Raw genomic sequence first — 25418 nt, 5'->3', positions numbered from 1 at the left:
CGCGATCTGGGCTCAACGCGGTGTGGAGTCGGTCTTCCAGGGAACCCCGAGCACGTCGTCGGCCCTGGCCACCGGCAGGTAGATCTCGAAGGTTGCCGGGCGGCTCAACTCCAATCTGCCGCTGTCGGCCTCGACGAGCGCGCGCGCCAGCGCCAGCCCCACCCCGGTGGAACCGCCACCGGAGAAACCACGGGTGAACACGTGCGGCGCCAGCTCCTCGGGAACGCCGCTGCCGCTGTCGGCCACCTGCACCAGCACGGTTCCGCTGCCGTACTTGGCGGACAACGTGACGGTTCCCTCCCCGTGCCGCAGCGCGTTGTCCAGCAGCACCCCGAGCGCCTCGCGCAGCCGCGCCGGGGTGGCCCTGGCCAGTAGCCCCTTCTCAATCCGCTGCCGCAGCGTGCGGCTCTGGGAACGGAACTGCTCACGCCACTCCTCGGCCACGCCGGAGAGTTCGGCGGAGACGTCGAGCGGTTCGGCGTCCCGCGCCCGGGCGGCGGTGGCGGCGGCGAGCAGGTCGTCCAGCACCCCGGACAGCCGCTCGGCCTGCTCCAGCGCGGCACCCGCCTCCTCGGCGGTCTCCTCGTCCTCGGTCTCTGCCAGTGCCTCCAGTCGCAGCTGCAGCGCGGTGAGCCTGCTGCGCAGCTGGTGCGACACGTCGCCGACCAGCTCGCGTTCTCGCTGCATGAGCTGCGAGAGCGCGGCACCGGATGCGTCGAGCGCGTCGGCGACCCGGTCGAGCTCGGGCACCCCGTGCCGCTTGGGGTCGGGTCGGAAGTCCCCCGCGCCGAGCCGGCTGGCCCGGTCGGCCACGTGGCGCAGCGGATCGGCGAGCCTGCGCGCGGTGACGATGGCGACGAAACCGCCGGTGGCGGCCGAGAGCACCGCCAGCAGCGAGATGCCGCCCGCCACCTGGATCTGCTGAGTGCGTACCGGGGAGCTGGGCACGGCCAGCCGCACGGTGCCGCTCTGCACCATCGAGACCGTCTCGACCAGCGGATCCTCGCCGGGGTCCGTGCCGTAGGTGTAGGTGCGGTCGCTGATCCGGACGGTCAGCCTGGCGTCATCGGGCACCACCAGCCGGACGTTGGACAGCTCGATCGGTTCACCGGCGGCGACCTGCTCGTCGAGCCGGGTGGCGATCTGCTGCGCCCTGCCGGCCAAGTCCCCGCGTGTGATGTCCTCGACCAGCTTCAGCGCGCTGACCACGAGCGGGATACCGAGCACGAACGCGGTGACCGCGACGGCCAGCAGGGTCGCCTGCAGCAGTCGTTTACGCATGGGGTGGGCTTTTCCGATCGGGTTGTCGGGGCGATTCCGCGCCGGAACCACCCCAGGTCACGGGGATGGTGGCGCGGGAGGTCCGCTTCCGGTTGTTCGCCGAGCGGGCTCAGTCGGTGTTGAACCGGAAACCGACCCCGCGCACGGTGGCGATCCGCTGCTCGGCGGCCCGGAAATGGCCGTCACCGAGCTTGCGGCGCAGCCAGGAGATGTGCATGTCCAGCGTCTTGCTGCCCTTGCGGCTGGGTTCGGGCCAGACCTGCTCCAGAATCTCCTCCCGCGTGACCACTTCCCCCGCGTGCCACATGAGCACGCGTAACAACTCGAACTCCTTGTTGGCCAGCTGGACCTCCTCGTCGTCGACCAACACCCGCCGGGCGGTCAGCTCCAGCCGGACGCCGCCCGCCTCCAGCGTCTCGGGCGAGTTGCGCCGCAGCAGCGCGCGGATGCGCGCCATCAGCTCGGCCAACCGGAACGGCTTGGCCACGTAGTCGTCCGCACCGGCGTCCAGCCCCACGACGAAGTCCACCTCGTCGGTGCGCGCGGTGAGCATGAGCACCGGCGTCCCCCTGCCACGGGCGCGGAGCCTGCGACACACCTCGAGCCCGTCCATCCCGGGAAGCCCGAGGTCGAGCACCAGTAGGTCGACACCTCCCGCGCAGGTCTCACGCAACGTCGCGTTGCCGTCCTCCAGCACCCGCACCGAGTAGCCTTCCCGCTGCAGCGCCCTGGACAGTGGCATCGCGATGGCTGGGTCATCCTCGGCCAGCAGCACTACGCTCACGGGTCCCAGCCTAGTTGCACTCGGAGTCCCCGAACCGGTGTGTCGCTACGCGCGCACCGAGCGCGGGGTGTTCCCCTCACGGGCGCGGCGATTTCGTGGGAAATTGACGCCCCGCCGGTCGGGTAGCCGGGGATGTGAGGGGTAGGGGCTGGGGTGCGGTGCTGGACGCTGCGGGACTCAAGCGGTGGCGGGGCACCGGTGGCACCGCCGAGTGGATGCAATGGCGGTGGTCTATAGGCTGCGGGCGTGAGCGCAGTTACCGATCACGAGCTGGCGCAGCGGCTGGCCGACCGTGCCGACGAAATCACCACCGCCCGGTTCCAGGCGGCCGATCTGCGGACCACCAGCAAGCCCGACCGGACTCCGGTGACCGACGCGGATGTGGCCGTGGAGGACGCGGTGCGCGCGGAGCTGGCCGAGCACCGCCCGGACGACGTGGTGGTTGGCGAGGAGCGCGGCGGAAGTGCCACGGCCGGGCGCAGCTGGATCATCGACCCGATCGACGGGACCAAGAACTTCCTGCGCGGGGTGCCCGCGTGGGCGACGCTGCTGGCGCTGGTCGAGAACGGCTCGCCGGTGATCGGTGTGATCAGCGCTCCGGCGTTGGGGCGACGCTGGTGGGCCGCCGCTGGCGAGGGGGCGTATCGGCGGGTCGGTGCCGAGGGGGAAGCGGAGCGGATCTCGGTGTCCGGGGTGGCCGAGCTGGGCGACGCCTACGTCTCCACCACGAATCTGGGCAGTTGGACCGAGCTGGGGCGGCGCGCGGACTATCTGCGACTGGTGGACAACTGCTGGGAGAGTCGCGCGTTCGGGGACTTCTGGCACCACTGCCTGGTGGCCGAGGGAGTGATAGATCTGGCGGCCGAGCCGCTGGGCAACCCCTGGGACCTCGCGGCGGCGCAGGTGATCGTCGAGGAGGCCGGGGGCGGCTTCACCGACCTGGCCGGCGAGCCGCGCTTCGACGGGGGCAACGCGCTGAGCTCCAACGGCGCGCTGCACCAGGCAGCGCTGCGCGCGCTTGACGGTTGAGGGGCTGGTTGGTTACCGGGGCAGCTTGCCGGGCGGGGTTACGGGCAGCTGATCGGCGGCGGCGCCGCGCTGGGTGCGCAGTACGCTGGGCAAGTGCGGCACACAGCGCATCGGAGCGGCGAGACATCGCCGGGTAGCGCTCGCTGTTCCATGGGAATGAGCACTACCCGCGCGCCGATAGCTGCGTGAGCCCGCAGCTCTCCCCCGCTTGTGCGGGGCCTGTCTACGCGACTCCAAGCTGAGCGACTCACCAGTGAGTCCATCCCCGCGTGCGCGGGGCCTACTACACCCACGATCTTCAGCAGGAGATCGACCGAGGTCTATCCCCGCGTGCGCGGGGCCTACCAGCGCGCCCTCCGGGAGCGAGTCGCCGACCGGGGTCTATCCCCGCGTGCGCGGGGCCTACGTGATCACTCCGCAGCGCTGGTACCCGTACTGGGGTCTATCCCCGCGTGCGCGGGGCCTACACTCACTACGCTGGGATTCTAGCGGTGTGAAGGCGTTGTGAGAACCACGTGGTTACTCCTTTTCGGACACCACAGCTTCGGGCGAGCCACTCCGGACGCTGGATTGGCGATGAGTTCGGTAGCGGTTCCCGCCATTGTTGTCTGCTGTGTGGGGGTCCCCGCCCGGCCGGGTGGGAGCGGGGAGGGAGGCCCGGCCGGGCGGGTTTTGGTGGTGGTGGTGCGTACATTTCGTGGGAAATTGACGCCCCGCCACCGGAGGCCCGGGGTGTGTCTCGGCGGATGTCGGGGTTGGCCGAGTACACGGTTCCGGGCCGGTCTGGGCTGGAGAGATGGATCGTGGGGGACGGACGCTGGCGGGCGGTCTCTAGAGGCGGTGCAGCCCGTCGAGAACGCGGCGCATGAGTGCCAGCTCGGGATGCTCTGCCATCGACGCGGGATCAGGGGAGGCAGCGGAAACGGCGGGAGCGGTATTCACGGTGGTCGGGCTGGTGGGATGCGGCACGGCCGGTGGCGACTCCGGTGTCGGCGTCAGTGACGGCGCTACCGGGGCCGGTGGGCTGAAACCGAACAGGTGCGGATGCTCGTCGGGGTCGCAGAGTGGCCAGCCGATCAGCTCGGTGGTGGGGTGGTCGTCGCGGAAATAGTGCTCCAGCCGGAGTGCGGCCAGCCTGCGGGCGGCCGGGCCGCTGCCGCCGGCGTGGCGGGGCCGGTAGCTCGCCCGGTTGCCCCACCCTCCCAGCACGATCGCGGTTGCGGCCAGCAGAATGGTGGTGGTCAGCAGCATCGCCGGATGGGTACTCATTCCGCCTCACCCCGCTTGCGGAACTCGTCGGGGTCGATCGAACCGGATTCCGGCGGTTGGCCGCCGCCGAAGGCCAGTCCGGCGGCGTAGTCGCGGAGTTCGTCGGAGAGCCGCTGCAATATTCCGGCCAGTTCGGCGCACTGTCTGGGGGTGGCCTGCCGGGCCGGAATGTCGTAGGAGGCCTGTTCCAGTTTCCACTGCTCGTGAGCCAGCCACATGCCCAACCTGCCCGCATAACTGGTCATCGAGCCTCACTCCCAGCACGCACCGCAGCGTGCAGCACATCCCGCAGCTCAGTGGCCTGATCCACCGTCCACACCGTGCGGTTATAGACCGTGGGCGTCTCGATCCGAATCACCTCCGGCGTCCACCGCGAGATCCACACCCGCAACGACGACGACCAGCCCGACTCATTGCCACACCACACCCGAACCCCCGGATGACGCACCTCGTAACTGGTTGGCATTCCGCACACTCCATACGTTCAGGAGCGACGAAGCGTCGTCGCTCTCTTTCACCCTGACATTGCGACAGTATTTTGTCGCACGCACCAATAACAATAATTCGATCGAGTGATGCTGCTACAAAACTTCGGATCTGCGACATACTCTTGTCGCATGACAAGCACCAAACGTACTTCGCCCAGAGCACGCGCCCTTGGCGCAGAATTGCGGGATTTTCGCGAGCAAGCCGGAATGACCGTGCGCGACGTAGCAGAGCGCCTTGGCGGGCATCACTCGAAATACGCCCGACTTGAAACCGGACAGACTCCCCAATCACCGGAAATCGTCGTCGCACTGTTGGCGACATACGGAGCGTCGGAATCCGAACGCGACAGGTTGGCGTCGATGGCACGCGATGCGACAGAGGAAACGAACTGGATCAAGCCAAGGGACCGATCGGTGAATCCCGACCTGACCACACTGATCGAGTTCGAGCGGACAGCCACTTCGATCGTGGACGTGTCACCGATCATGATTCCGGGACCATTGCAGACCGCCGACTACGCACGAGCGGTCATGGCGAGCGGGATGCGCGCCGAGGAGCTCGAAGCACACGTCACCATGCGGATCGGACGCCGCGACGTGCTCACGCGACGGAACCCACCACGACTCCACTTGTTCATCGGCGAATGGTCGCTCCGTGAACCGATGGGTAGTGCCGAGGTGATGGCTGACCAGCTACGGCACCTTACCAAGATGGCAGAGCTCGACAACGTGACTCTGCGGGTCGTCCCCAGCAGAACCGGCGGCTGGACTCCGGCACACGCAGGTCATTTCCTCCTGTTCGAGTTCGCCAAGGCCGCCCCGGTAGTGCACGTGGAACACCTGCAGTCCGACGCTTTCCTGAGTAGCTCCGGGGAGATCGAGGCGTATCAGAACGCGGTGGCTAACCTCCGTGACGTAGCGATGAGCCCAGAGGACTCCACGGAACTCATCGCCAGTGTCATAGCCGAGCTGGAGGACAGTCTGAAATGACGTTACGCCCCCGAAATTGGCAAAAGTCGAGCCGCTCGAACCAACACTCACACTGCGTCGAAGTCGCCCGCACCCATGACGGCGCCGCCGTGCGCGACACCAAGAACCGCGCCGCCGGACACTTCACCACCACCCACCAGCAGTGGGCGGCGTTCATCGACGCACTGAAGAGCAACCGCTTCGACTGAACCAGCAGCAGCCCAGCGCCTCCGGAGCGACCCGGAGGCGCTTTTGCTGTCTACGATCCCCGCGCGCAGGGCCCACCCTGATCGACCTTCTCGACGCCGGCCCCCGCGATGGTCTACCCCCGCGTGCGCGGGGTCTACGTGACCGTGCGGGAGCCGAGCGGGCCAGTCACGGGTCTATCCCCGCGTGCGCGGGGCCTATTGTGAGCTCGACGGCCGTGGCGACAGCCAGCCGGGTCTATCCCCGCGTGCGCGGGGCCTATACGAGAAGGACTTCGCTCGCGAAATCCTTGGCAGGTCTATCCCCGCGTGCGCGGGGCCTACATTGACGATGCGGGCCAGGTCGGCCGGGGTGGCGGTCTATCCCCGCGTGCGCGGGGCCTACCCGTCAGTGTCGCTGATCGTCTGGGATTGCCCGGGTCTATCCCCGCGTGCGCGGGGCCTACACTCACTGCGCTGGGATGTTAGCAGCGCGATCGCGCGTTGAGAACCACTTGGCAACACCCCTACTAGCACAGGAACACGCGTTCTACCGCTCACGACACTGGATAGTCAGCAACTAACCGCAGCCCCGTCGCTTCCATGGTTACAGCTGCTCCGCCTCTCACTCAGATAATCCTCACCAGTCCAGCTGGGAGTGGCAACAGCGCATCCCGGACGAGAACAGGATGCGCCCCACTCGTACATTTCGCGAGAAATCGACACCCACCAACGCTGATCGGCTCTCCATCCACAGCGAGATTCGCGAGCTGATCTCTGCCGTGACGAGACAAAGTCATCCCGCAGCACGACCATGAGTCCCGCATACTCGGAGTAGCTCATGGAACCAGTCGGCCCGAGAGACCGAAGGGAACTCCCGATGACCGCATCGCCCGACGGATGGCGCAAATCGAGCTACTCCGGACAACAGTCCGCCTGCCTCGAAATCGGCCGCGTCAACGACGGCGCCGCCGTCCGCGACACCAAGAACCGCTCGGCCGGATACTTCACCACCACCCACCAGCAGTGGGCGGCGTTCATCGACGCGGTGAAGGCCGACCGCTTCGACTGAAACCCACCAGCAACGCAGCGCATCCGGACCACTTCAGCTCTCCGGAGGCGCTTTACTGTCCACGCTGCCGCGTGCGCTGGGCCTACCTCACCGGCCGCACCGAACATGCGCTCCAGGGAGTACTCGTCGGTTCCTCACAGCCTGTCGAACCATGCCCAATCGACTCCCGCAGGACGTTTGCCGGTGGAGACGAACTCGACAAGAGCTTTGCGGATATCGCCCAGTGGCAGAGCAGCGGAACGTGGGAAGTAGCTAGGAGTACCACCATCGGTGAGAAGATCCACCTGAGGCTCAACATCCGAGTTACGGGTGACGTACAACTCACCCTTCCAGGGGAATTTATCAACTTGTTCGAGCAAACAGCGGATCGCAATTACTCCACTCGAATCCCGTTTCTAGGGATTTGACTGAATCTTGCTCCCGCTTGGACGCCGTCGAACGAAAATGAATCATCGTGATGATCAACACAGCGTCTTGCTCCGCCCATACGGACACTGCAAGCATTGATCTTGCAATGAAAATTCAGCGGGTTTCGATATTACCCAAATTGGAGTAATATTCGTTTGGCAAGTTGTTTGCTTCCGCATCGACGGGGCAACAACCTTCTCGATCGTCGGAACCGGCGCGGCCACTGCTGCCACCACCAACCACTGAGGCCCCGGAATGGCGCGAGCTGGGATGGCCACCCCTTACGACACCCCAGCCTCGGAACAAGCAACGGTCAACCGCTTGTCGTCGACGAAGGCATGCAGGGAAATATCTCGACCGCACCGACTGGGCAGACGCCAGCCTCAACATGCACCTGGGCGGTTGCTTCAGCGATCTACGCGTTCGCCGCTCGGAACGTCTGGTAAATCTATACAGCATTCTTAACACGAAACCACCCCTCCGAAAGGCCGCTGATCGTCGTGCCCACCGTGTCCACGCTACTCCTCATCAACCTTTTGTGCCTCGCTGCCATAATCGTATTGTATTTACGGGACAAAAACGGGCACAGCAAGGCGATCGTTTCGCTAGCTTGCGTTTCGGCTTTGGCCGCGTTAACGTCATCAGGGATTGTCCTGTTTTCCTAGGGCCTTCGGGATGAATCGAATGCGTGAGAAATCTTTCCTCGGTGCCGCGCTGCTGACAGGGATGCTCATCCTGGCGGCATCGATGCTGCTCGGTGGCGCTCCGTCGAGTGTGTTGTGCACCCTACTGTTGCCGTTGATACCGCTGGGAGCGCTCACGATAGGAGCTCTCGCGCTGGTGTTCGCACGGCACAACAGCGGCGCTGCGGAGCATGGGGTAACCCTCCCCGAGAGCACTCCGCGTGCCATGTCGACAGCGGTCCAGTGTCGTGAGTCGTTGATTCTGCTGCAGCAGGGTTTTACGGAAGAGCCGGGGAAGTTCGAACATCACAGCTGGTCAGGCTGCTGACTCAGCCGGCTCCAGGTGCCGAGTACGTACTCGTCCCTGATGCTGTGACCAGCAGCTGTACACGCTCGCCTTTCACTTCTCTCGGTTCTTGCCAGACCTCGGGCCCGTATCCCGTGGTCCAGCCGCATCACGCTAGGCCACGCGACGCACTCGAATACCTCCTCACGGAGTGACACGCGGTTCGCGGCGGTAAGGCGCCTGTTGCCACGTTCATCGAGGCTGCTCGGCACTCGGTCAATGAAGGATGGGGAAGAACAGTGAAGCCCGGTGACTGCCGGACACAGTCACCGGGCTTCATGATGTTCGAACCGCGAGTTCGGTAACGACCAGGTGCGGCGTAATCGTCGGCCCACAGCTCTGGGTTTCGCGGGAAATCGCCGCCGCCACCGGAGTGGCGGCGAAGCGATGGTTTGCCCCGCGTGCGCGGGGCCTACAAGAAGTCCGAGGCTGGCGCGCTCGCAGAGCGGGGTCTATCCCCGCGTGCGCGGGGCCTACGGGGCCTGCCACCAGGAGGATCCAGAACTGTTCGGTCTATCCCCGCGTGTGCGGGGCCTACACTCACTGCGCTGGGATGTTAGCAGCGCGAGTGCGCGTTGAGAACCACTCGGTGAGGCGGCATCGGCTGATTCGGCGCTCCTTCCTCGTTCGGGGCAAGGCGTAGATTTCCCACGAAATCGCCGCGCCGGGCGGCTCGGACCAACGAAGACACGGCCTCGGTCAACCGTCGTGGACGGTTTCGGCCTCCGACTCGGCGGGGCGCGTTTCGAGCTCCTCGCTCGGCTGCACGGGCTTCCGATCGGACTCGTCGGCCCGTACAGAATCGTCCACTTCGGAGGGACACGGCGGGCTTGTGGGCTGCGACTCCCGGACCCGCATCGGGATGTAGCTGTAGCTGTCCCGATCGAAGTGCATCAGGTGCGTGCCGTGGAAGAAGCGGCACTCGTGCTGCGAGAGGTGCCAACCCACGGCGAGCACGACCGCCTTGGGCGCCATCGCGATCATGACGAGCTCCCGATCATCGGCCTCCGCCTTGATACGCGCCAGGTGATCGGCGATCTCGCTACCCAGGTGCCCCAGCTCATCGGCCGAGTAATCGGGAGGACCACCCGACTCGGGCATTCCACCCCGATAACTGATCAGGTGCAGCTCGTCCACACCGAACCGCCGGAACCCCTCCTTGGAGAAGTGCTTGCTGGCATCCCCGAAAGCCAACCAGACCCCAACCCTGCCCCGATCGTGCGACCGCCCCTCTAGTCGGCTCAACGCCGCACTGGTGCGGCTACGAGGCCGCGCGGTGAGCGCGAACTGCTGCTCCGTGTTGTTCGGCAGCAGTTCGAGCAGCCGCAGGCTCTCGGGGTGCGGCAGGTAGGCACCGACCGTCAGCGCCATAGGCCAGAGCATGTTCGGCGCCACGGTGTAGCCGGTGTCGTCGCGATCGTTGTTGATCGCCTCCTCGATCACCGCGCCGATCTCGTGACACGGTTGCACGACGTCGATCACGCCGTCGCTGGTGCGCTGCTTGAGATCCACCCAGCGAACCACCGAGCGCATCGACATCCGGCTGTTTCGCGCGGCGCGCAGCGAGCGCTCGTGCCAGTTCGGCATCGACTCGTCGAGCAGGTGGACGTAGAACAGCGTGCCCAGCCTCCGGTGCAGCCACGCGCGCCAGGCCAGTCCGGACAGCAGCGCGCACAGCGCCAAGATCCCCACTGCCCAGCGCGTCAGCACGACGTAGCCGTCGCCCGGATCCTTCGGGAACAGGTCCTCCAGCACCAGCGCCAGCGAAGCGGTGATCAGCGAGGCGGCCACCACGACCAGCGCGTTCGCGGTGAAGATCTGGGTCTCACCGCTTCGCAGTGACTGACGACGCCAGAATTTGACCATGAATCCCCCTCACGAACGATGATCGTTCGGTAACCTACCGCAGTGATCACCACTGGTGTTCTGCCGAACGCGCATTCGATTCGCACGGCCTAGGAACACGGACTGGTGAATAACGACGGGACCACCGGTAGGTTGTCGACCTGACATGCGAATGGGCGACAACGACGTGGAGGTCGGGACGCAGTGAAGCGGACACCCCCGAGAGGAGTCGCCACCGGGTTCGCGGTGGCGATGTTCCTGTTACTGCTGTTTCTCGATGTCGAGAAATGGATACTGTGGACGATAGGCGTGCTGACCGTGATATTGGTGGCGGCCGAGGTCGCGCGAGAGATGGCGCTGCGAAGTTTCAGAGCCCTGAAGATGGAGGCTTACGTAGCGCCGGACACCCTCGATCGGGCCAAGAACGCCGTGGGCGTGCTCGATGGGCGCGTGGCACACACCGGGAGCGTCTCCGAACTCATGGAAAACGCACTGCGCAGCGAGGTCGAAAGGCTCGAAACCGAGCACAACGACGGGAGCAGGTTCCCGAAGCCGGACGACGGATCCCGCACCGGTTCCAGGACGAAGCAAAGCGGCTGACGGCGTATTCGAGAGCCCGGACCCCGGCTGCGAAGTTCCGGTCCGGGACCGGTGGGCGTAAATTTCCCACGAAATCACCGCGCCAGCGGGGCGGCAAGACCCCGGTGAGTGTCAATTTCCCACGAAATCGCCGCGCCGCGGGGATACAAGGGCGCAGGGACACAGGGGCAGCGGGAGCGGGACGGCGAAGGAAGGGATTCGGGAACAGCGCGGGTCAGCGCTGCGTCGGGTCTCTCGTGGTGATGCGGGTGACGGCCTCGCGGGTGAGGGCGCGGTCGTGGGGTTCGGGGGTCAGGGCGCGGTGCAGGGTCATTCCCTCGATGAGGGCATCGAGCTGGCGAGCCGTGTCCGGGTCGAAGTGCTTCTCCAGGTGGACCCGGCTGCGGCGCATCCACTCCTTGGTCAGTTCCCGGTAGGCGGGCTGTCGGGCGGCCAGGGTGTAGAGCTCCTGGGTGAGCACCAGGTAGCGCTGATCGTCCTCGGACAGCTCGTGGATGAGGTCGGTCACCGCATCCCTGGCCTGCTCCTGGTCACTCGGCGCGGCGAGGTAGCTGTCGAACAGAGCGACGATCCGCTCGGCGAACCGACCGAACGCCTCCCGGAGCAGCTCCTCCAGACCGCCGAAGTGGTAGGTCATCGACCCGAGCGGCACCCCCGCCCGGGTGGCGATCCTGCGGTGGGAGGCGTTGGCGATCCCATCCTCGGCGATCAGGTCGAGGGTGGCATCGATGATGCGCTCGCGGCGCTGCGGGTCGGTGTGTCCGGTAGCCATGACACCGAGCATCCTAGAGGTCGCGGACCTCGCGGGCAGGATTGCCGACGGCGACGACGTCGGCGGGCACGTCCTTGGTCACCACAGCGCCCGCACCGATTACGGAGTTCTCCCCGATGGTGACACCGGGCAGCACGATGCAGCCGCCGCCGAGCCACACGTTGTCGCCGATGGTGATCGGGCTCGCCGCCTCCAGCTTGTCGCGCCGGGGCCGCGGTTCCAGCGGGTGTGTCGGGGTGAGCAGCTGGACTCCCGGCCCGATCTGGCAGTCCGCGCCGATGGTGATCGAGGCGACGTCCAGCGCGGTCAGGTTGTAATTGACGAAGGTGCGCTCCCCGATCGTGATGTTGCTGCCGTAGTCCACATGCAACGGTGGGCGCAGGTGCGCCTCCTCCCCCACCGAGTCGAGCAGTTCGGCGAGGATCGGCCGCGCCGCGTCCGGATCCTCGACGTAGGCGGCCTGATAGCGGGCGGCCAGCCGCACGGCCCGCTGCTGCCTGCGGCCGAACTCCGGATCGTCGACAATGTAGTTGTCACCGGCCGCCATGCGTTCGAGATTCGTGCGCGGATCGCCCGCGAAGTAGTCACTCGACATGCGTACGATCGTACGCTCTGACGCACTCCGGAAAGTCCGAATCGGAGCATTCTCCGATCACAGCTCACTGACATTTCCCTGGCGTGCGTTTTTCTGTCGTCTTGACCGATTGGCGTGGCCTTCGCGGCGCTGGAAACGTCGGAAATCACCTACCAGCCCGACCACCCGCGGGTTCTCCCGCGTCGCTCTCTCGCGAGGAAGGCCCGACGTTGTGTAGTACCTACCCGATGTCGGGCCTCCCGGAGCGAGAGCCAGCGGGAGGTTCCGCCAAGCGAGCGACCCGAGAACCCGGCCGGAAAACTCGAATCAGGCGCGCCGGTTGCTCAGCACCCCGGCGAACAGCAGCACGCTCAACCCGGCCAGCGGCACCACCAGCAGCCCCACCCGGAGACCGGCGCTGTCGGCGACCAGCCCGACCAACGGCGGGGAAAGCAGAAACCCCAGCCGCATGAGCCAGGAGACGACGGTCAGTCCCGACCCCCGCTTGAGCCCGGGCAGCTCGTCGGCCTCGTGCATCGCGGCGGGCACCAGCGTCGCCACTCCGAACCCGGCGGCGGCGAAGCCTAGGATCGTGCCGAGCACGGTCGGCACAGCCAGCGCCAGGCCCATACCGGCGGCGGTGATCAGACCACCGGCGCGAGCCACGGTGCGCTGCCCGAACCGTCCGACGAGCCGATCACCGAGGATGCGGCCGACGAACTGGGCCGCAACCAGCGCCACGTAGCCCTGCGCCGCCAACGTCGCGGGCGCGTGCAGCGATTCGGAGAGGTAGAGCGTGGCCCAGGAGTTGCCCGCGTCCTCGACGAGTGTTCCGGCCATGGCGATGACGACGAGGGCGGCCAGCACGAACGCGATGCGCCGCCCCGGGAGCACGCGCTCCGACCGTCCCGCCTCCCCGAGGTCGGCATCGGTTTCCGGGGTGGATTCGTCGTCGGGGCCGGGCAGGCAGAGCCTCCAGGCGGCGCAGGCCGCGATCGTGAACACCACCGCCGAGATCGTCAGGTGCTGTCCCCGGGAGAGGTCGAGGGCGATCGCGGCGGCGGCCATGGATCCACCGGTCACTGCCCCGATTGACCAGACGGCGTGGAACGAGTTGATGATGGAGCGTCCGTAGCGGCGCTGCACCCGCAATCCGTGGGCGTTCTGCGCGACATCGGTGAACGAGTCCATCGCCCCGGTGAGAAGCAGTGCTCCCGCGAACATCGCGACCGAACCCGCCGTTCCCGCGACCAGGATTCCCACCGCGGTCAGCAGGGTGCTCGCGACCGCCACCCGCGCGGAGCTCAGCCGCCGGACGGCCACCCCCGCGGCCAGACCGGCGACGACGGCTCCCATCGGGAACGCCACGACGGCCATCCCGTAGGCGGCGTTGCCGAGTCCGAGATCGGCCTTGAGCTGCGGAAACCTCGGCAGCAGGTTGGCGAACAACGCTCCGTTGGTGAAGAACAGCACGGCAACGGCCACGCGAGCCCGCCGCTCGACCTGGGTGGGCCGGGATGGTGCGGCAACGGTCATGTTCGGGAGCCTACCGACCAGAGCGGACGATCGTACACTCTTTTTCGGATCTCGGTTCGAGCGGCGTGCCGGCCGCACGTGGGTGTCAATTTCCCGCGAAATCGCCGCGCGGCGGGTTCCGGAAGCACTCAGCCGCCCGAGGTATCCCGTGCCGTTCCGGAGGTCCGCTGCTCGGTTTCAAGGGCCCCCTGCTCGGTTTCGAGGGATTCCTGCTCCGGACCGAGAGTCCTCCGGTCGGTTTCAGCGGACTCCCGGTCGGAAGCACCGAGGTCGGGGGTGGATTCGGTGCCGGTGGCTGGGGTCGTCGGGCCGCTGCCCACATCGGAGGAATCGCTGCCGGGCCCGGAGGAGTCACTGCCGGAATCGACCGGACCACCGGGCATCGGGACTCCCCTGGGCGGCGTGCTGCCGGAGTCGAGCGGACCGACCGCGCCCCGCAACGCCTGGGTCCAGGTCAACCGCCCGAACAAGTAGAAACAGGCCACCCGCTCGTCCGAGAACCGCGCCCAGTCGTAGCGGTTGCCCTGCTCGCGCCAGAACACGTCCCAGACCGGCTGCCCCTCGGAGTCGTCCCGCAGCAGGCACCAGGCGTCGTCGCGCTCGGCAGCGACGGAGACAACCTGCGGCGGCACTCCCATCGCCTCCAGCCATCCCAGCACGGATTCGGAATTCACACGGCCTCCTTGGAGTCCACAGCTGTAGTTGCGTACGTGGTCGGGTAGCCGGCACGTGAGGCGGCGCCTTGCTGCGTTGGGCCGCTCTTGAGTAGCGACCTACGCGGCGAGGCGACCCGGCCTTGCAATGCATCCGCCTCACGCACCGGAGTCCCGGCGCAACGTCGCGGCGATTTCGCGAGAAATTGACGCCGCACGGGCCACACCGCCCCCACCGGCACGACAATTTCGCGAGAAATTGACGCCGTACGGGAGAACCCGCGGCGGTGCCGGTGGCGAGAGTGGCCGGAGCTCGGCCTGCGGGAGTGGTGGGAGTCCCACGCGGGGAGCCACAGCAGAACTGTCCCAGCACCAAGAGGACAAAAAGTCATCAGCGCATCGCTCCGGCGGGATCATCCGCCGAACTCATGTCGTTACTCCGGATACGCACGGTTTGTTCCGCCTCGTGGGGTTCGGCCGGGATTTCCGGGGATGCGGAGTCCTTTTCGGCCGCGATCGCACTTTCCGGTTCGCTGTCCTGCTCGGATTCGACTGCTGGATCTACCAGCAGTCCCAGCGCGAGCAGCTCGGCGAGCGGGTGCGTCGTGCGGTAGCGCAGCCCGGTACCGGGCTGTTCGAACCAGGCGACGGCCCGGGTGAGCCACACCGGCAACGGGTGCACCACGCGATAACGTCGATACGCCCGCTCCCGGAACTCCGGGGGCAGTGAACGATCGGCGAACGCGGTTCCCTCGGGAGCCAGCACGAGCCCCCACTCGTCACCCAGCCGGTCGAGCAGGGTGCCCGGCGGCAACACCTCGGGATCGGGCTCCTCGACACCGTTGTCCGCGAAACCGTGCCGCACCGGCCAGTCGTAGGCGTGCGTGCGGTTCCCACCCGGCCCGGGAAGCAGGTAGCGCCGTTCCCACTCGAACTCGCCGACCTCGGCTTCCGGACCGAGCGGTTCGTAGCCGACCAGCAGCTCCGCCGGGATCGTGCGGCCCGCCTGCCACCCGAACGACGCCGCTCGGCGTGAAGGGGGGTGTGCGAACTCCTCGACGAGGTCCGCACGCGGATGCCGCTGCGGCGGGACAGTGAAGGTGTCCCGTTCGGACGGTTGTCCGGAGGGCGACCACTGCCTGCTCGGTCGGGTCTCGGCCACCGGCATGTGCCCCAGCGGGAACTGGTGCAGCACGAACGCCACAACGGCGGGATCCCGTTGGTTCTCCCGCATCGGACGCCGTCCCTCGGGCTGCGGTGGCTGTGCGGGGTGCTGCGGTGCGGGGTGCTGCGGTGCGGGGTGCTGCGGTGCGGGGTGCTGCGGTGCGGGGTGCTGCGGTGCGGGGTGCGGTGGCGACGGTTGCTGTTGCGACATTCCGCCGCCGGGAGCGAACGGATTACGTCCCACCGGTGGGGCCGCGCCCGGATGGGCCACCCCGGTGGGCTGGTAACCGCCCCGGAGTGGAGGAGCCGGACGCTGGGTCGCCTGTCCGGGATCGGGCTGTCCGACGCCTCTCCCAACGCCGGGCGCCGGCGGCGGTGGGGCCCCCGGTCGCTGCGGCGATCCAGCGGGGCCGGGTTGTCCCGCCATTCCCGGTTGTCCGGTGGGTCCTTGCGAAACGGCACCGGGCTGTGGGGCGGGACCGGCGGGAGGCGGTGGTGCGGCGCCCGGTGGTGCTGGAGGGGGTGCTGCGGCGGGAGAGGCCCAGGCCTGGTGCACGGCCTGCGGCGCGGTGATCGGATCCCGGCCCGCGTCGGTGTGCTCGCCACCAGCACCCGATGCCGGGGACTCGCCGGAAGAGTGCGCGGCGGGATCCACGACGGGTATCGGTCCGGTCCCGGCATCCGGGCCACCCGCCGGTCCGGCGGCACGCCGAACCGTTTCCGGCGAGACTGGTCCGGTCAGTTCCCGCTCGGCAGCCTCTCCGGCCGGATTCGCATGTGGTGGAGCTCCGGCGGGACCGGCTTCCCCGACAGGACCGCGCTCGTCCGAGCCCGGCACGTCGGGCGAGAGGAGTTCCGATATCCGGCTGCGGGGAGTGTTCGGCTCCCCGTGCTGCCCGGTTTCCTGCCCCGGCGCAGCGGGCTCGTCCGCCCGTGCCGGGGGTGAGGCCGGCAGCGATGCCGCGCGGGCCACCGCCTCACCGACGGCACCCTCGGCACCGTCGACACCCGCAGCATCGGCTGTGCCCACGGCTCCGAGAGCGCCCTCCGCCACGGCGCCCGCCGCCGAAACCGCGTCCCCGACCGAACTCACGTCCGGCACCGGGTTCGCGACCGCACCGGCCGGTTCACCGCCGGTATCGCTACCCCCGAGCGATACGGAGCCGGGCGGTGCCGAGCCGGGGGAGGCACTCGAGTCGATGGTGATTCCGCCCGAACCGGCCACCGCACCGACCAGGGCCCGGTTCAGCTCAGCGATGTTGCCAGCCGCTTCACCCACAGCGGACTCGGCCCGCAACACGGCGGAGGGATTTCCCGCGGCGGCTGCTCGCTCGGCCGCGTCGTTCCGCTTGGCCAGCGTGACCAGTTCCCGCACGATGCGCACCTTGGCGGCTCCCACCTGGTCCGCGGCGTGATCCAGCCGATCGGCCGCGGCCGCGCAGTCCCGTGCGCTGCCCGGTAGCCGTCCGGTGTCCGGCTCGACGAACTCCTGCCAATGACCGCTCGCGGCCCGCGCCGTCTCACCCTCGATCGCGGCGAGCGCTCCACCGGCCGAGGCGTCGGAGGCGGCGGCCAACCTGTCCAGTGATTCGGCGGCACGGCGCCAGGCGGCTGCCGCCCGGCGCATGGCGTCCTCATCGGCCTCCGGCCAGTGCGTGCCGGTGCGTTCGGCCACCCCGCGCAGTTCGACGGGAAGTTCGATCCCCAATCCGATCACTCCCGTTCCGGCCCGGCATCGATCCCGGCAAGTCCTTCGGCCGCCGCCTCGTCGGTACGGCGATAGGTGTCGGCCGCCTCCGACAGGTTCGTTCCCATCTCCGCGAGCTCGTCCGGCAACCGTTCGAGCCGACGCAGCGCTCGCTCGGCGCCGGGAAGGTGCAGCTCGGCGAACCTGGCTCCCGCCTCGTCGGCGCCCCAGCACTCGCCGGACGCATCCAGGGCGGTGCGCAGCTCGTCGCGGATCCGCCTGGCGTGCTCCGCGTGCTCGGTGAACTCCCCGGCGTGCTCGGCGAGTTTCCCGAGGTCACTTTGGAAACCTGTCATCACCGGTTCCGTTCCGCCGCCCCGACGTCCCGCAGCCAACTGCGGGGTTCGAGCGACTCCTCCTGCTCTGGCTCCGCTGCCGAAGTCTCCGGCCCATTGTCCGCAACAGCGGCTCCGTTCGGCACCGACACCCCGGTGACGGAGGAGGCGGCGCCGGACGACACTGCGGAGTCGGCACGCAGGGCGGCGGGATCGGATCCGGAGGGGAGCACCGTCGCGAGCACCGCGTCGGTGCGTTCGGCGATCCGCGCGGTGGCGGTCGCGGACAGTCGCACGATCAGCCTGCCGAGTTCGTCCGGGGAGTGCGTGCGGTAGACCTGTTCGGCCAGCCACACTCGCCGCAGCGCTCCCCCGGAGCCCACAGTGACCGAGACTTCCCCGCGGTCGTCACCGACGGTTTCCTCGATCGTGGCGAGTTCGTCGTCCACCTCGGAAAGCCGCTGACTGCTGCGCCGATAGTCGGCGATCATCTCCTCGACCTGCGCCCGATGGTCGGTCAACGCCACTCACCTTCCTCCCACTGCGGTCCACCACCCCCACCGCTGTTGGGACGCGTCGGACGTCGCGCCGGTTCCGTCCGGGCGAGCCCCTCGCGGTGTGGTTCGCCCGAACACGCGCTCACCGGTCTCGCGGGTTGGTCACGCGCAGTCCCTCGGTCACCGCCCGATGGATCACGCGGGCCAGTGGTGCGCCGATCACGGAACGCGGCCCGCCGTAGGGTTCGGGATCACCATCGGGCGGACACAGCAGCACGGTCGCGTCGGTGCAGGTGCCGGTACCGGCCACTCCGGACTCCGACAGGGCCTGCGCCTTCGCCTCGGCCACGGTGGCGACCAGGTTGACCAGCGCGGAGTCGCTCAGCCGCACCGGAAGGAAGCACACCGCGTTGATGGTTCCCGGCGTGTGCTCCCGCACCAGGTGCGAGGTGTCGGCGGCGTCGTGCGCGGCCCAGACGGGATAGCCCACCCCGGTGGTCACGCTCGCCCGCACGCCCGCTTCGGTGGCGGTCACCTCGTGCCGCACGTCCACCGCGGTCAACAGTCCGGTGCCCGGCCCTTGGAGCTGCAGTTCCCCGGCCATCTCGGCGATGTGCGCTGCCGGATCGGGGCGGTCGTATCCACTGGGGACGGTGGCGTTGAGCACCCAGCGGCGGAGTCCGAGACCGCCACCGTACGAGCCGGAGGAAACGGCCAGCCAATCGCCGGAGCACTCCCAGGCCAGCAGCGGTTGTCCCCGCAGGGTGCGCGTGCTCGTGACCGGGAAGCACGCGGTTTCCGAGGTCGTCATCGCGCCAGTGCCTTGACCACCGGCGACGGGCTCGGCTTGCCGAGTCGCTCGGCCATCCAGGTGCTGGTGTCGACGAGCAGCTCCAGGTCGACACCGTGCTCGATGCCCAGCCCCGAGAGCATCCAGACCAGGTCCTCGGTGGCCAGGTTGCCGGTGGCCGAGCCCGCGTAGGGGCAACCTCCCAGCCCGCCCGCCGAGGAGTCGACGGTGCTGATCCCCAGCCGCAACGCGGCGTAGGTGTTGGCCAGTGCCTGCCCGTAGGTGTCGTGGAAGTGCACGGCCAGCCGGTCCGGGCTGATGTCGGCCTCCTGGAAGCCGCGCAGCACGCTCTCGACCTGGCCTGGCGTGGCCACGCCGATGGTGTCGCCGAGCGAGAGCTGGTCGCAGCCCATCCACAGCAGCCGCTTGCCCGCGTCGACCACCTGCTCGACCGGAACGGCACCCTGCCACGGATCGCCGAAGACCATCGAGAGGTAGCCGCGGACCCGCATGCCGGAGGACGCCGCGCCGCGCACGACCGGGCGGAACATCTCGAACTGTTCCTCGAAGCTCCGGTTGAGGTTGCGCTGGGCGAAACTCTCGGTGGCGGAGGCGAAGATCGCGATGTCGGCGACCGCGGCCTCCCTGGCGCGGTCGAGGCCGCGCTGGTTGGGAACCAGCACGGGGTAGCGCACGCCGGGTTTGGGGGAGAGCCCGTTGATGACCTCGCCCGCGTCGGCCAGCTGCGGAACCCAGTCGGGGTGCACGAAGCTCGTGGTCTCGATGACCGGCAGTCCGGCGGCGTTGAGCCGGTTGAGGAACTCGAGCTTGACGGCGGAGGGGATCACCCCGCTCTCGTTCTGCAGCCCGTCACGAGGCCCCACCTCCCAGATGGTCACCCGTTCGGGGAGTTCCGGCGTGTTCGGGGAGCGGGTGGCCTCCGGCAGACCCAGCGCACGTACACCCATCAACAAGTCTCCTTCCACAACTCACGGATCGCACCGCTTCTCGTTGGTCCTAACGGGTGTAGGACGCTACTCGTTACGGAGCAGCGGCGGGAGAGTCCCGGGATCATCGCCCCGGCCGAGGACGGCGGTCCGTCAGCGATCGTCCGGGTACTGATCCTGGGACTCACCCTCGACGGCGCCGTAAAGCAGCGACTGCACCCGGTTCACCTCCGGGATGTCGTCGAACTCCAGAGGTTCGTCCGAAGCGGACTCGACTATCAGCGTTCCGCTGCCGAGCAACCGGTCCAGCACCCCTCGGCGGGACCGGACGCTGTTGATCCGACCGAGCGGGATGTGCACCCCAGAACGAGTGAAGACCCCCTCGCGGATCATCAGCCGGTGGTTGGTGACCACGAAGTGGGTGGTGCGCCAGCGCAGCAGCGGAGTCAGCACCAGCCAGAGCAGCAGCACACCGCCGACGACCCCGCCTCCGGCGAGTATCGGGGTGCGCCAGGCGAGCGACTCGGTGAACAGCACGAGCGCGCCGAAGCCGACCAGCACCACCAGCAGCGCGAATGCCGGCCCCACCAGCAGTTTCCAATGGGGGTGTCGGTGCACCAGCACCTGCTCGCCCTCGCCGAGCTGATCATCGGGATAAGCCACCTGTATTCCCCCTTCGGATCAGCGGCGAGCCACGCTCACCTTACCGGAGTCCCGATGGGTTCCCGCGTCTGTCCGGAAGATTCCGAGCACGCCCCTCGGGGCCGGATCGAGCGGGGGAGCGCGCACGTCGGGAGGGCCGTACCGAAGGTCAACACCGCGCCGGAAATCAACGCTGCGCCGGGCGCAGGTGCACCACGTCACCGGCGGAGACCGGCGTGCGCGTCCCGTCGCGGTCGCGGACCACGAGCCTGCCCTGGGTGTCGACCTCGCGGGCCTCACCTTCGAGCATCCGGCCACCGCCGAGCTCGACACGTACCCAGCGGCCGATCGTGCCGCAGAGCGGCCGGTAGCGTTCCAGCACACCGCCGTCCAAGGCGTCCTCCGAGACCCCCTCGCGCCAGCGCAGCTCGATCGCGGACAGCCGCTCCAACAATCCGGCCAGCAGCTCGGTTCGGTCGACCTTGACTCCCTCGGCCGCGATGGAGGTCGCCGGCAGCCCACCCGCGCTCTCGGGCAGGCTCGCCGCGTCGTGATGCACGTTGACACCGATGCCCAGCACCACCGCCATACCGTCCAGAGTGCTCACCGCCTCGGCCAGGATGCCCGCCGCCTTGCGGTCTCCCCCCAGGAGCAGATCGTTGGGCCACTTCAACTCGGCGGCCAGCCCGGTGGTCTCCCGCACCGTCTCGGCCAGCGCGGTGCCCGCCAGCAGCGGGAGCCAGGCCAAGGCCGTACGCGCCGCCACCACGGGACGCAGCAGCACGCTCACGTGCACCCCGTAGTAACGCGGGGAGACCCAGGAACGCCGCATCCTTCCCTTGCCCGCCTGCTGCTCCTCCGCGATGAGCACGGTGCGGTCGGGGGAACCGGCGTTGGCCGCCGCGACCAGATCGGTGTTGGTCGAACCGGTCACGGTCACCACGTCGAGCGCCCGGTACGGGCCCTCGTCGAGCAGGCGGGCGCGCAGCACCTCGGCATCCAGCGGGGGCGGAGTGGTCATGTGCCCAGGCTATGCCGTGGGTGATGCGTGTGGTTACCGGTCATCCGGTACGGATCCACGCGCGACGGTCATCGCCGGAGCGCGCTACCGCCCCGCCATGTTCCCGTGAACCGCCGCGAGCGGCACGGCGACTCCCCCGCCCTCGGCAGGAGCCCCAGCACACGCCGTCCACCGGAAAGGTGATACTCGTCACCCGAGACCTCTTCGTGGTGGCCGTGCTCGGCTGGCTAGGCTGCCGGGCATGAGCAGTGCGACCGAACCGATTGGTGAGCCGTCTGTCGGTGAGCCGGACATTCACACCACGGCCGGGAAGTTGGCCGATCTGTATCGGCGCAATTACGAGGCGGTACACGCCGGTTCCGAACGTGCGGTGGAGAAACAGCACGCCAAGGGCAAGTACACCGCCCGCGAGCGGATCGACATGCTGCTGGACGAGGGCTCGTTCATCGAGTTGGACGAGCACGCCCGCCACCGCTCGACGAACTTCGGAATGGAGCAGTCCCGGCCGTACGGCGACGGTGTGGTGACCGGTTACGGCACAGTGGACGGCCGTCAGGTGTGCGTGTTCTCGCAGGACTTCACCGTGTTCGGTGGTTCGCTGGGCGAGGTGTTCGGCGAGAAGATCGTCAAGGTGATGGATCTGGCACTCAAGACCGGCTGCCCGTTGATCGGGATCAACGACTCCGGTGGTGCCCGCATCCAGGAGGGCGTGGCCGCGCTGGGGCTCTACGCCGAGATCTTCAAGCGCAACACCCACGCCTCCGGGGTGATCCCGCAGATCTCGCTGATCATGGGGCCGTGCGCTGGTGGTGCGGTGTACTCGCCCGCGATCACCGACTTCACCGTGATGGTCGACCAGACCTCGCACATGTTCATCACCGGCCCCGACGTGATCAAGACCGTCACCGGTGAGGACGTGACCTTCGAGGAGCTCGGCGGGGCGTACTCGCACAACTCGAAGTCGGGCAACGCGCACTACATGGCCTCCGACGAGGACGACGCGATCGCCTACGTGCAGGAGCTGCTGTCCTACATGCCGTCGAACAATCTGGCCGAGCCGCCGGTCTCGGACGCGCCCGCCGAGAGCGGAACGGTCGCCGACAACCTCACCGAGTCCGACCGGGAACTGGACACGCTGGTGCCGGACTCGCCGAACCAGCCCTACGACATCCACGAGGCCATCACCCGGGTACTCGACGACGGCGACTTCTGCGAGGTCTCCGCGCTGTTCGCCCCCAACATGGTGACCGGGTACGGACGCATCGAGGGCCACAGCGTCGGAATCGTCGCCAACCAGCCCACCCAGATGGCGGGGACACTGGACATCGAGGCCAGCGAGAAAGCCGCGCGGTTCGTCCGCACCTGCGACTCGTTCAACATCCCGGTGGTCACCTTCGTCGACGTGCCCGGTTTCCTGCCCGGCACGGACCAGGAGTGGAACGGCATCATCAGGCGCGGCGCGAAACTGCTCTACGCCTACGCCGAGGCAACCGTCCCGCTGGCCACCGTCATCACCCGCAAGGCCTACGGCGGTGCCTACGACGTGATGGGATCCAAGCACCTGGGCGCCGATATCAATCTGGCCTGGCCCACCGCCGAGATCGCGGTGATGGGTGCGCAGGGCGCGACGAACATCCTCTACCGCAGGCAGCTCTCCGAGGCCGCCGAGCGCGGTGACGACGTGGAGGCGGTGCGTGCGCAATTGCAGCAGGAGTACGAGGACACCCTGTGCAACCCGTACGAGGCGGCCGAGCGCGGTTACGTGGACTCGGTGATCCCGCCCTCCCACACCCGGGGCTACCTGGCGCGGTCGCTGCGGATGCTGCGGAACAAGAAGGACTCGCTGCCCGCCAAGAAACACGGCAACATCCCGCTGTGACCGCGGGCCGGTCGTGGTGCTCGCGGCGCGTCGCTCGTGCCGCGAGCACTGTCCACCGCGTGCCGGACGTCGTTATGCTGGCGTCTCCGGCACGCACACCCGCCGATGGAAGGTGCACCTTGAGCGACGAGCCCGTGGCCGAGTCCGGTGAGTCACCCGCTTCCGAGACGGAAGGTGCCCAGCAGCCCGTGCTGCGGGTCGAGCGGGGCAGGCCCGACGACGTGGAGGTGGCCGCGCTGACCGCGGCGCTGGCGGGCATCGCGGCGGCGAGCTCCGGCGGCGGGGCCGAACGGCCCGAACGCATGTCGATGTGGGGCGACCGTGCCGCCGCGCTGCGCTATCCCGGTGGCAGGCGGCCGATGCGGCCCGGCCCGAACGCCTGGCGCGCCTCCGCCCTGCCGATGTGACCCTGCCGCTCGGCGTCAATTTCCCGCGAAATCGCCGGTCCGGTGCGGCTGATCGGATAGTGCGGCGTCAATTTCCCGCGAAATTGTCGCCCCCGAGACCGCCCTCGGGAAGCGCCCATGCTGCTGAGCAACGCATGGAGACACGGAGCCGAACCCCAACCATTCCCGCGGGGTGAACCCCGACCACCCTCGCAGCCCGCACCGCCGCGGGTTCTCCCGTGCGGCTCTCGCGAGGACGCCGGAGACGTTGTGTAGGTCGCTACCCGAGGTCGCCAGACCCGCAGCGAGAGCCGTGCGCGAGGTTCCGCCACGAAACCACCCACGAGAAACGACCCGACGACCTCTCACTAAACCGGAGGGCGGAGCCCGGGGGTGTGCCCGTCTCCCTGGCATTGGGGGCAGGTCCGCCACTCCCCCAGTGTCATCCCGGCGTGGGTCTCCTCGGTGGCCCGGATCATGTAGAGGCGGGGCTCGCTGACCTTCTGGAACCCGCCGCAGTTCGGGCACACCGTGTTCGGTCCGTGCTTGAAGTTCGGTGAGTACTGCTCGTTCATGTCCCGCGCCTCTCGTTCGTGCGCCGCTTCGCTGGGATAACCGGCCGGAACGGTCGCCGGGACGGCCGGATCGGCTCGCTTCCCCAATGCTGCCATCCACGCGCCTCCGAGATGCCGTAGCCGGCTCTCGCCCTTGCTGGACTCGGCGGCGCCGCCGTCAATTTCTCGCGAAATCGCCGGGCCGCCGGGTCAGGGCCCGGAGGCGGTGGCGACGATGACGGTGGCGTCGCTCTCCTCGTGGCGGGCCACCCGGACATCCATCCCGTGCTCGGCACAAATGGCCGCCGAGCGTTCGGCCTGCCGCTCACTGGTCTCCAGCAGCAACCGACCACCCGGTGCCAACCACTCTTGGGCCTCGGCGGCGACCGCGCGATGCACGTCGAGCCCGTCCGCCCCACCGTCCAGCGCCACCGGGGGCTCGTGCTCCCGCGCCTCCAGCGGCATCGACGAGATCTCTCCGGTGGGCACGTAGGGTGCGTTGCCCAGCAGCAGCTCGACCCGACCGCGTAGCTCCCCCGGCAGCGGCTCGTAGAGATCTCCCTGGTGAACCGTGCCGCCGAGATCCGCGAGGTTACGGCGTGCGCAGCGCACACAGTTGGGGTCGATGTCGCAGGCATGCGGTTCGATCCGTTCCACGGCGCCCGCCACGGTCGCGGCGATCGCCGCGGAGCCGCAGCACAGTTCGACCACCACGGCACCGCGACTCGCCAGCGAGATCGCCTGCTCGGCCAAGAACTCGCTGCGCCGTCGGGGGACGAACACGCCGGGTTCCACCACGAATCGGGTGCCGAGGAATTCCGCCCAGCCGAGCACCACCTCCAGTGGCAGCCCCTCGACCCTGCGCCGGGTCATGTCGCTCAGCTCGGCACGCGTCCCGGCGGTCCGGAGCAGCAGCTCGGCCTCGTCCTCGGCGAACACGCAGCCCGCCGCACGCAGTTCGGTGCTGATGTCGGTCAACAGTCGGGAATCGCCCTCGAGGCTCACGAGTCGGATACGTTACC

The 25418-nt window shown here is 68.3% G+C and carries 27 protein-coding genes, 2 pseudogenes and 1 CRISPR repeat array; of the genes and pseudogenes, 9 read left to right on the top strand and 20 right to left on the bottom strand.

Annotated features, from left to right (window positions below; all coding sequences use genetic code 11):
• Positions 1-12 precede the first annotated feature (12 nt).
• Entirely contained in the window at positions 13-1281 is a 1269-nt protein-coding gene (locus ACOQFL_RS20360; RefSeq protein ID WP_435545791.1) for a sensor histidine kinase, read from the bottom strand.
• Between the two features lie 109 nt (positions 1282-1390).
• Complete coding sequence (locus ACOQFL_RS20355) at positions 1391-2065, bottom strand: response regulator transcription factor (RefSeq protein ID WP_435545790.1); 675 nt, start codon at positions 2063-2065, stop codon at positions 1391-1393.
• A gap of 246 nt (positions 2066-2311) precedes the next feature.
• On the opposite strand from ACOQFL_RS20355, the gene hisN reads away from it, so the two are divergent.
• Positions 2312-3094, top strand: a complete 783-nt coding sequence (hisN, locus tag ACOQFL_RS20350) for a histidinol-phosphatase (RefSeq protein WP_435545789.1) — start codon at positions 2312-2314, stop codon at positions 3092-3094.
• An 831-nt stretch (positions 3095-3925) separates the two neighbouring features.
• Here the strand turns inward: hisN and ACOQFL_RS20345 are convergent.
• From ACOQFL_RS20345 to ACOQFL_RS20335, 3 genes are read right to left on the bottom strand one after another with little or no spacing between them, the layout of a single operon-like run.
• Positions 3926-4363 carry a hypothetical protein gene (locus ACOQFL_RS20345; protein ID WP_435545788.1) on the bottom strand — a complete coding sequence of 146 codons (438 nt, stop codon included), beginning with the start codon at positions 4361-4363 and terminating at the stop codon, positions 3926-3928.
• The gene (locus tag ACOQFL_RS20340; protein ID WP_435545787.1) at positions 4360-4608 is read right to left on the bottom strand and encodes a hypothetical protein; all 249 of its coding nucleotides are present in this window, start codon (positions 4606-4608) and stop codon (positions 4360-4362) included. Before ACOQFL_RS20340 ends, ACOQFL_RS20345 begins: the two co-directional genes overlap by 4 nt.
• Positions 4605-4829: a hypothetical protein gene (locus ACOQFL_RS20335; protein WP_435545786.1), complete on the bottom strand. Its 225-nt coding sequence runs from the start codon at positions 4827-4829 to the stop codon at positions 4605-4607. Before ACOQFL_RS20335 ends, ACOQFL_RS20340 begins: the two co-directional genes overlap by 4 nt.
• 109 nt (positions 4830-4938) lie before the next feature.
• Here ACOQFL_RS20335 and ACOQFL_RS20330 point away from each other — a divergent pair.
• From ACOQFL_RS20330 to ACOQFL_RS20315, 4 genes and pseudogenes are all read left to right on the top strand, one after another.
• A pseudogene (locus ACOQFL_RS20330) lies at positions 4939-5193 on the top strand (helix-turn-helix domain-containing protein); the annotation flags it as partial.
• Positions 5194-5265: 72 nt separating this feature from the next.
• Positions 5266-5841 carry a DUF5753 domain-containing protein gene (locus ACOQFL_RS20325; RefSeq protein WP_435545865.1) on the top strand — a complete coding sequence of 192 codons (576 nt, stop codon included), beginning with the start codon at positions 5266-5268 and terminating at the stop codon, positions 5839-5841.
• The gene (locus tag ACOQFL_RS20320) at positions 5838-6029 is read left to right on the top strand and encodes a DUF397 domain-containing protein (RefSeq protein WP_435545785.1); all 192 of its coding nucleotides are present in this window, start codon (positions 5838-5840) and stop codon (positions 6027-6029) included. Before ACOQFL_RS20325 ends, ACOQFL_RS20320 begins: the two co-directional genes overlap by 4 nt.
• A 110-nt stretch (positions 6030-6139) precedes the next feature.
• Positions 6140-6472: direct repeats of the CRISPR family, unit length 28 nt; unit sequence GGTCTATCCCCGCGTGCGCGGGGCCTAC.
• A 413-nt stretch (positions 6473-6885) separates the two neighbouring features.
• Positions 6886-7077, top strand: coding sequence for a DUF397 domain-containing protein (locus ACOQFL_RS20315; RefSeq protein ID WP_435545784.1), 192 nt, complete (start codon positions 6886-6888; stop codon positions 7075-7077).
• Between the two features lie 134 nt (positions 7078-7211).
• Here the strand turns inward: ACOQFL_RS20315 and ACOQFL_RS20310 are convergent, their stop codons facing one another.
• Positions 7212-7436 carry an Imm1 family immunity protein gene (locus ACOQFL_RS20310; RefSeq protein WP_435545783.1) on the bottom strand — a complete coding sequence of 75 codons (225 nt, stop codon included), beginning with the start codon at positions 7434-7436 and terminating at the stop codon, positions 7212-7214.
• 733 nt (positions 7437-8169) lie between these two features.
• On the opposite strand from ACOQFL_RS20310, the gene ACOQFL_RS20305 reads away from it, so the two are divergent.
• The gene (locus tag ACOQFL_RS20305) at positions 8170-8496 is read left to right on the top strand and encodes a hypothetical protein (protein WP_435545782.1); all 327 of its coding nucleotides are present in this window, start codon (positions 8170-8172) and stop codon (positions 8494-8496) included.
• 717 nt (positions 8497-9213) lie between these two features.
• On the opposite strand, the gene ACOQFL_RS20300 is transcribed toward ACOQFL_RS20305, so the two are convergent.
• The gene (locus ACOQFL_RS20300) at positions 9214-10380 is read right to left on the bottom strand and encodes a hypothetical protein (protein ID WP_435545781.1); all 1167 of its coding nucleotides are present in this window, start codon (positions 10378-10380) and stop codon (positions 9214-9216) included.
• Between the two features lie 183 nt (positions 10381-10563).
• Here ACOQFL_RS20300 and ACOQFL_RS20295 point away from each other — a divergent pair, with 183 nt between their 5' ends.
• A complete protein-coding gene (locus ACOQFL_RS20295; protein ID WP_435545780.1) occupies positions 10564-10959 on the top strand; it encodes a ParB family protein in 396 nt (131 codons plus the stop codon).
• 214 nt (positions 10960-11173) lie between these two features.
• On the opposite strand, the gene ACOQFL_RS20290 is transcribed toward ACOQFL_RS20295, so the two are convergent.
• The 11 genes and pseudogenes from ACOQFL_RS20290 to ACOQFL_RS20240 form a co-directional block, all read right to left on the bottom strand.
• Entirely contained in the window at positions 11174-11731 is a 558-nt protein-coding gene (locus ACOQFL_RS20290) for a TetR/AcrR family transcriptional regulator (protein WP_435545779.1), read from the bottom strand.
• A gap of 13 nt (positions 11732-11744) precedes the next feature.
• A complete protein-coding gene (locus tag ACOQFL_RS20285; RefSeq protein ID WP_435545778.1) occupies positions 11745-12326 on the bottom strand; it encodes a sugar O-acetyltransferase in 582 nt (193 codons plus the stop codon).
• 306 nt (positions 12327-12632) lie between these two features.
• On the bottom strand, positions 12633-13841 hold the full coding sequence (locus tag ACOQFL_RS20280) for an MFS transporter (protein ID WP_435545777.1): 1209 nt from the start codon (positions 13839-13841) through the stop codon (positions 12633-12635).
• A gap of 404 nt (positions 13842-14245) precedes the next feature.
• A pseudogene (locus ACOQFL_RS20275) lies at positions 14246-14515 on the bottom strand (hypothetical protein); the annotation flags it as partial.
• Positions 14516-14885: 370 nt separating this feature from the next.
• Positions 14886-17366, bottom strand: a complete 2481-nt coding sequence (locus ACOQFL_RS20270; RefSeq protein ID WP_435545776.1) for a glycohydrolase toxin TNT-related protein — start codon at positions 17364-17366, stop codon at positions 14886-14888.
• Between the two features lie 5 nt (positions 17367-17371).
• Positions 17372-17701 (bottom strand): WXG100 family type VII secretion target, encoded by a 330-nt coding sequence (locus ACOQFL_RS20265; protein WP_435545775.1) that lies wholly within the window; start codon positions 17699-17701, stop codon positions 17372-17374.
• Positions 17701-18201: a YbaB/EbfC family nucleoid-associated protein gene (locus ACOQFL_RS20260; RefSeq protein WP_435545774.1), complete on the bottom strand. Its 501-nt coding sequence runs from the start codon at positions 18199-18201 to the stop codon at positions 17701-17703. Before ACOQFL_RS20260 ends, ACOQFL_RS20265 begins: the two co-directional genes overlap by 1 nt.
• A 118-nt stretch (positions 18202-18319) precedes the next feature.
• On the bottom strand, positions 18320-18988 hold the full coding sequence (locus ACOQFL_RS20255; RefSeq protein ID WP_435545773.1) for an adenosylcobinamide amidohydrolase: 669 nt from the start codon (positions 18986-18988) through the stop codon (positions 18320-18322).
• The gene (locus ACOQFL_RS20250; protein WP_435545864.1) at positions 18985-19935 is read right to left on the bottom strand and encodes a hydroxymethylglutaryl-CoA lyase; all 951 of its coding nucleotides are present in this window, start codon (positions 19933-19935) and stop codon (positions 18985-18987) included. Before ACOQFL_RS20250 ends, ACOQFL_RS20255 begins: the two co-directional genes overlap by 4 nt.
• A 132-nt stretch (positions 19936-20067) precedes the next feature.
• On the bottom strand, positions 20068-20577 hold the full coding sequence (locus tag ACOQFL_RS20245) for a PH domain-containing protein (protein ID WP_435545772.1): 510 nt from the start codon (positions 20575-20577) through the stop codon (positions 20068-20070).
• 166 nt (positions 20578-20743) lie between these two features.
• Positions 20744-21577, bottom strand: coding sequence for a biotin--[acetyl-CoA-carboxylase] ligase (locus ACOQFL_RS20240; RefSeq protein WP_435545771.1), 834 nt, complete (start codon positions 21575-21577; stop codon positions 20744-20746).
• Positions 21578-21818: 241 nt separating this feature from the next.
• On the opposite strand from ACOQFL_RS20240, the gene ACOQFL_RS20235 reads away from it, so the two are divergent.
• Together ACOQFL_RS20235 and ACOQFL_RS20230 are read left to right on the top strand one after the other, a co-directional pair.
• Positions 21819-23456 carry an acyl-CoA carboxylase subunit beta gene (locus ACOQFL_RS20235; protein ID WP_435545770.1) on the top strand — a complete coding sequence of 546 codons (1638 nt, stop codon included), beginning with the start codon at positions 21819-21821 and terminating at the stop codon, positions 23454-23456.
• A gap of 119 nt (positions 23457-23575) precedes the next feature.
• A complete protein-coding gene (locus ACOQFL_RS20230) occupies positions 23576-23863 on the top strand; it encodes an acyl-CoA carboxylase subunit epsilon (RefSeq protein WP_435545769.1) in 288 nt (95 codons plus the stop codon).
• A gap of 347 nt (positions 23864-24210) precedes the next feature.
• Here ACOQFL_RS20230 and ACOQFL_RS20225 read toward each other — a convergent pair whose 3' ends face one another.
• Positions 24211-24513 (bottom strand): hypothetical protein, encoded by a 303-nt coding sequence (locus tag ACOQFL_RS20225; protein WP_435545768.1) that lies wholly within the window; start codon positions 24511-24513, stop codon positions 24211-24213.
• A gap of 93 nt (positions 24514-24606) precedes the next feature.
• Positions 24607-25401 carry a putative protein N(5)-glutamine methyltransferase gene (locus ACOQFL_RS20220; RefSeq protein ID WP_435545767.1) on the bottom strand — a complete coding sequence of 265 codons (795 nt, stop codon included), beginning with the start codon at positions 25399-25401 and terminating at the stop codon, positions 24607-24609.
• Between the last annotated feature and the right edge of the window lie 17 nt (positions 25402-25418).

The organism is Actinopolyspora sabaoui, from assembly GCF_051225635.1.
Classification (GTDB): domain Bacteria; phylum Actinomycetota; class Actinomycetes; order Mycobacteriales; family Pseudonocardiaceae; genus Actinopolyspora.
The sequence above is the reverse complement of the archived record's forward strand: the minus strand, read 5'-3'. Positions and strand labels throughout refer to the sequence as shown.

Bases quoted from the DNA above. Each gene is read 5' to 3' on its own strand.
- ACOQFL_RS20265 (WP_435545775.1), bottom strand. From the start codon at position 17,701: ATGACAGGTTTCCAAAGTGACCTCGGGAAACTCGCCGAGCACGCCGGG.
- ACOQFL_RS20300 (WP_435545781.1), bottom strand. From the start codon at position 10,380: ATGGTCAAATTCTGGCGTCGTCAGTCACTGCGAAGCGGTGAGACCCAG.
- ACOQFL_RS20345 (WP_435545788.1), bottom strand. From the start codon at position 4,363: ATGAGTACCCATCCGGCGATGCTGCTGACCACCACCATTCTGCTGGCC.
- ACOQFL_RS20290 (WP_435545779.1), bottom strand. From the start codon at position 11,731: ATGGCTACCGGACACACCGACCCGCAGCGCCGCGAGCGCATCATCGAT.
- ACOQFL_RS20305 (WP_435545782.1), top strand. From the start codon at position 8,170: ATGCGTGAGAAATCTTTCCTCGGTGCCGCGCTGCTGACAGGGATGCTC.
- ACOQFL_RS20280 (WP_435545777.1), bottom strand. From the start codon at position 13,841: ATGACCGTTGCCGCACCATCCCGGCCCACCCAGGTCGAGCGGCGGGCT.
- ACOQFL_RS20235 (WP_435545770.1), top strand. From the start codon at position 21,819: ATGAGCAGTGCGACCGAACCGATTGGTGAGCCGTCTGTCGGTGAGCCG.
- ACOQFL_RS20250 (WP_435545864.1), bottom strand. From the start codon at position 19,935: ATGGGTGTACGTGCGCTGGGTCTGCCGGAGGCCACCCGCTCCCCGAAC.
- ACOQFL_RS20335 (WP_435545786.1), bottom strand. From the start codon at position 4,829: ATGCCAACCAGTTACGAGGTGCGTCATCCGGGGGTTCGGGTGTGGTGT.
- ACOQFL_RS20320 (WP_435545785.1), top strand. From the start codon at position 5,838: ATGACGTTACGCCCCCGAAATTGGCAAAAGTCGAGCCGCTCGAACCAA.
- ACOQFL_RS20340 (WP_435545787.1), bottom strand. From the start codon at position 4,608: ATGACCAGTTATGCGGGCAGGTTGGGCATGTGGCTGGCTCACGAGCAG.
- ACOQFL_RS20255 (WP_435545773.1), bottom strand. From the start codon at position 18,988: ATGACGACCTCGGAAACCGCGTGCTTCCCGGTCACGAGCACGCGCACC.
- ACOQFL_RS20225 (WP_435545768.1), bottom strand. From the start codon at position 24,513: ATGGCAGCATTGGGGAAGCGAGCCGATCCGGCCGTCCCGGCGACCGTT.
- ACOQFL_RS20285 (WP_435545778.1), bottom strand. From the start codon at position 12,326: ATGTCGAGTGACTACTTCGCGGGCGATCCGCGCACGAATCTCGAACGC.
- ACOQFL_RS20240 (WP_435545771.1), bottom strand. From the start codon at position 21,577: ATGACCACTCCGCCCCCGCTGGATGCCGAGGTGCTGCGCGCCCGCCTG.
- ACOQFL_RS20315 (WP_435545784.1), top strand. From the start codon at position 6,886: ATGACCGCATCGCCCGACGGATGGCGCAAATCGAGCTACTCCGGACAA.
- ACOQFL_RS20360 (WP_435545791.1), bottom strand. From the start codon at position 1,281: ATGCGTAAACGACTGCTGCAGGCGACCCTGCTGGCCGTCGCGGTCACC.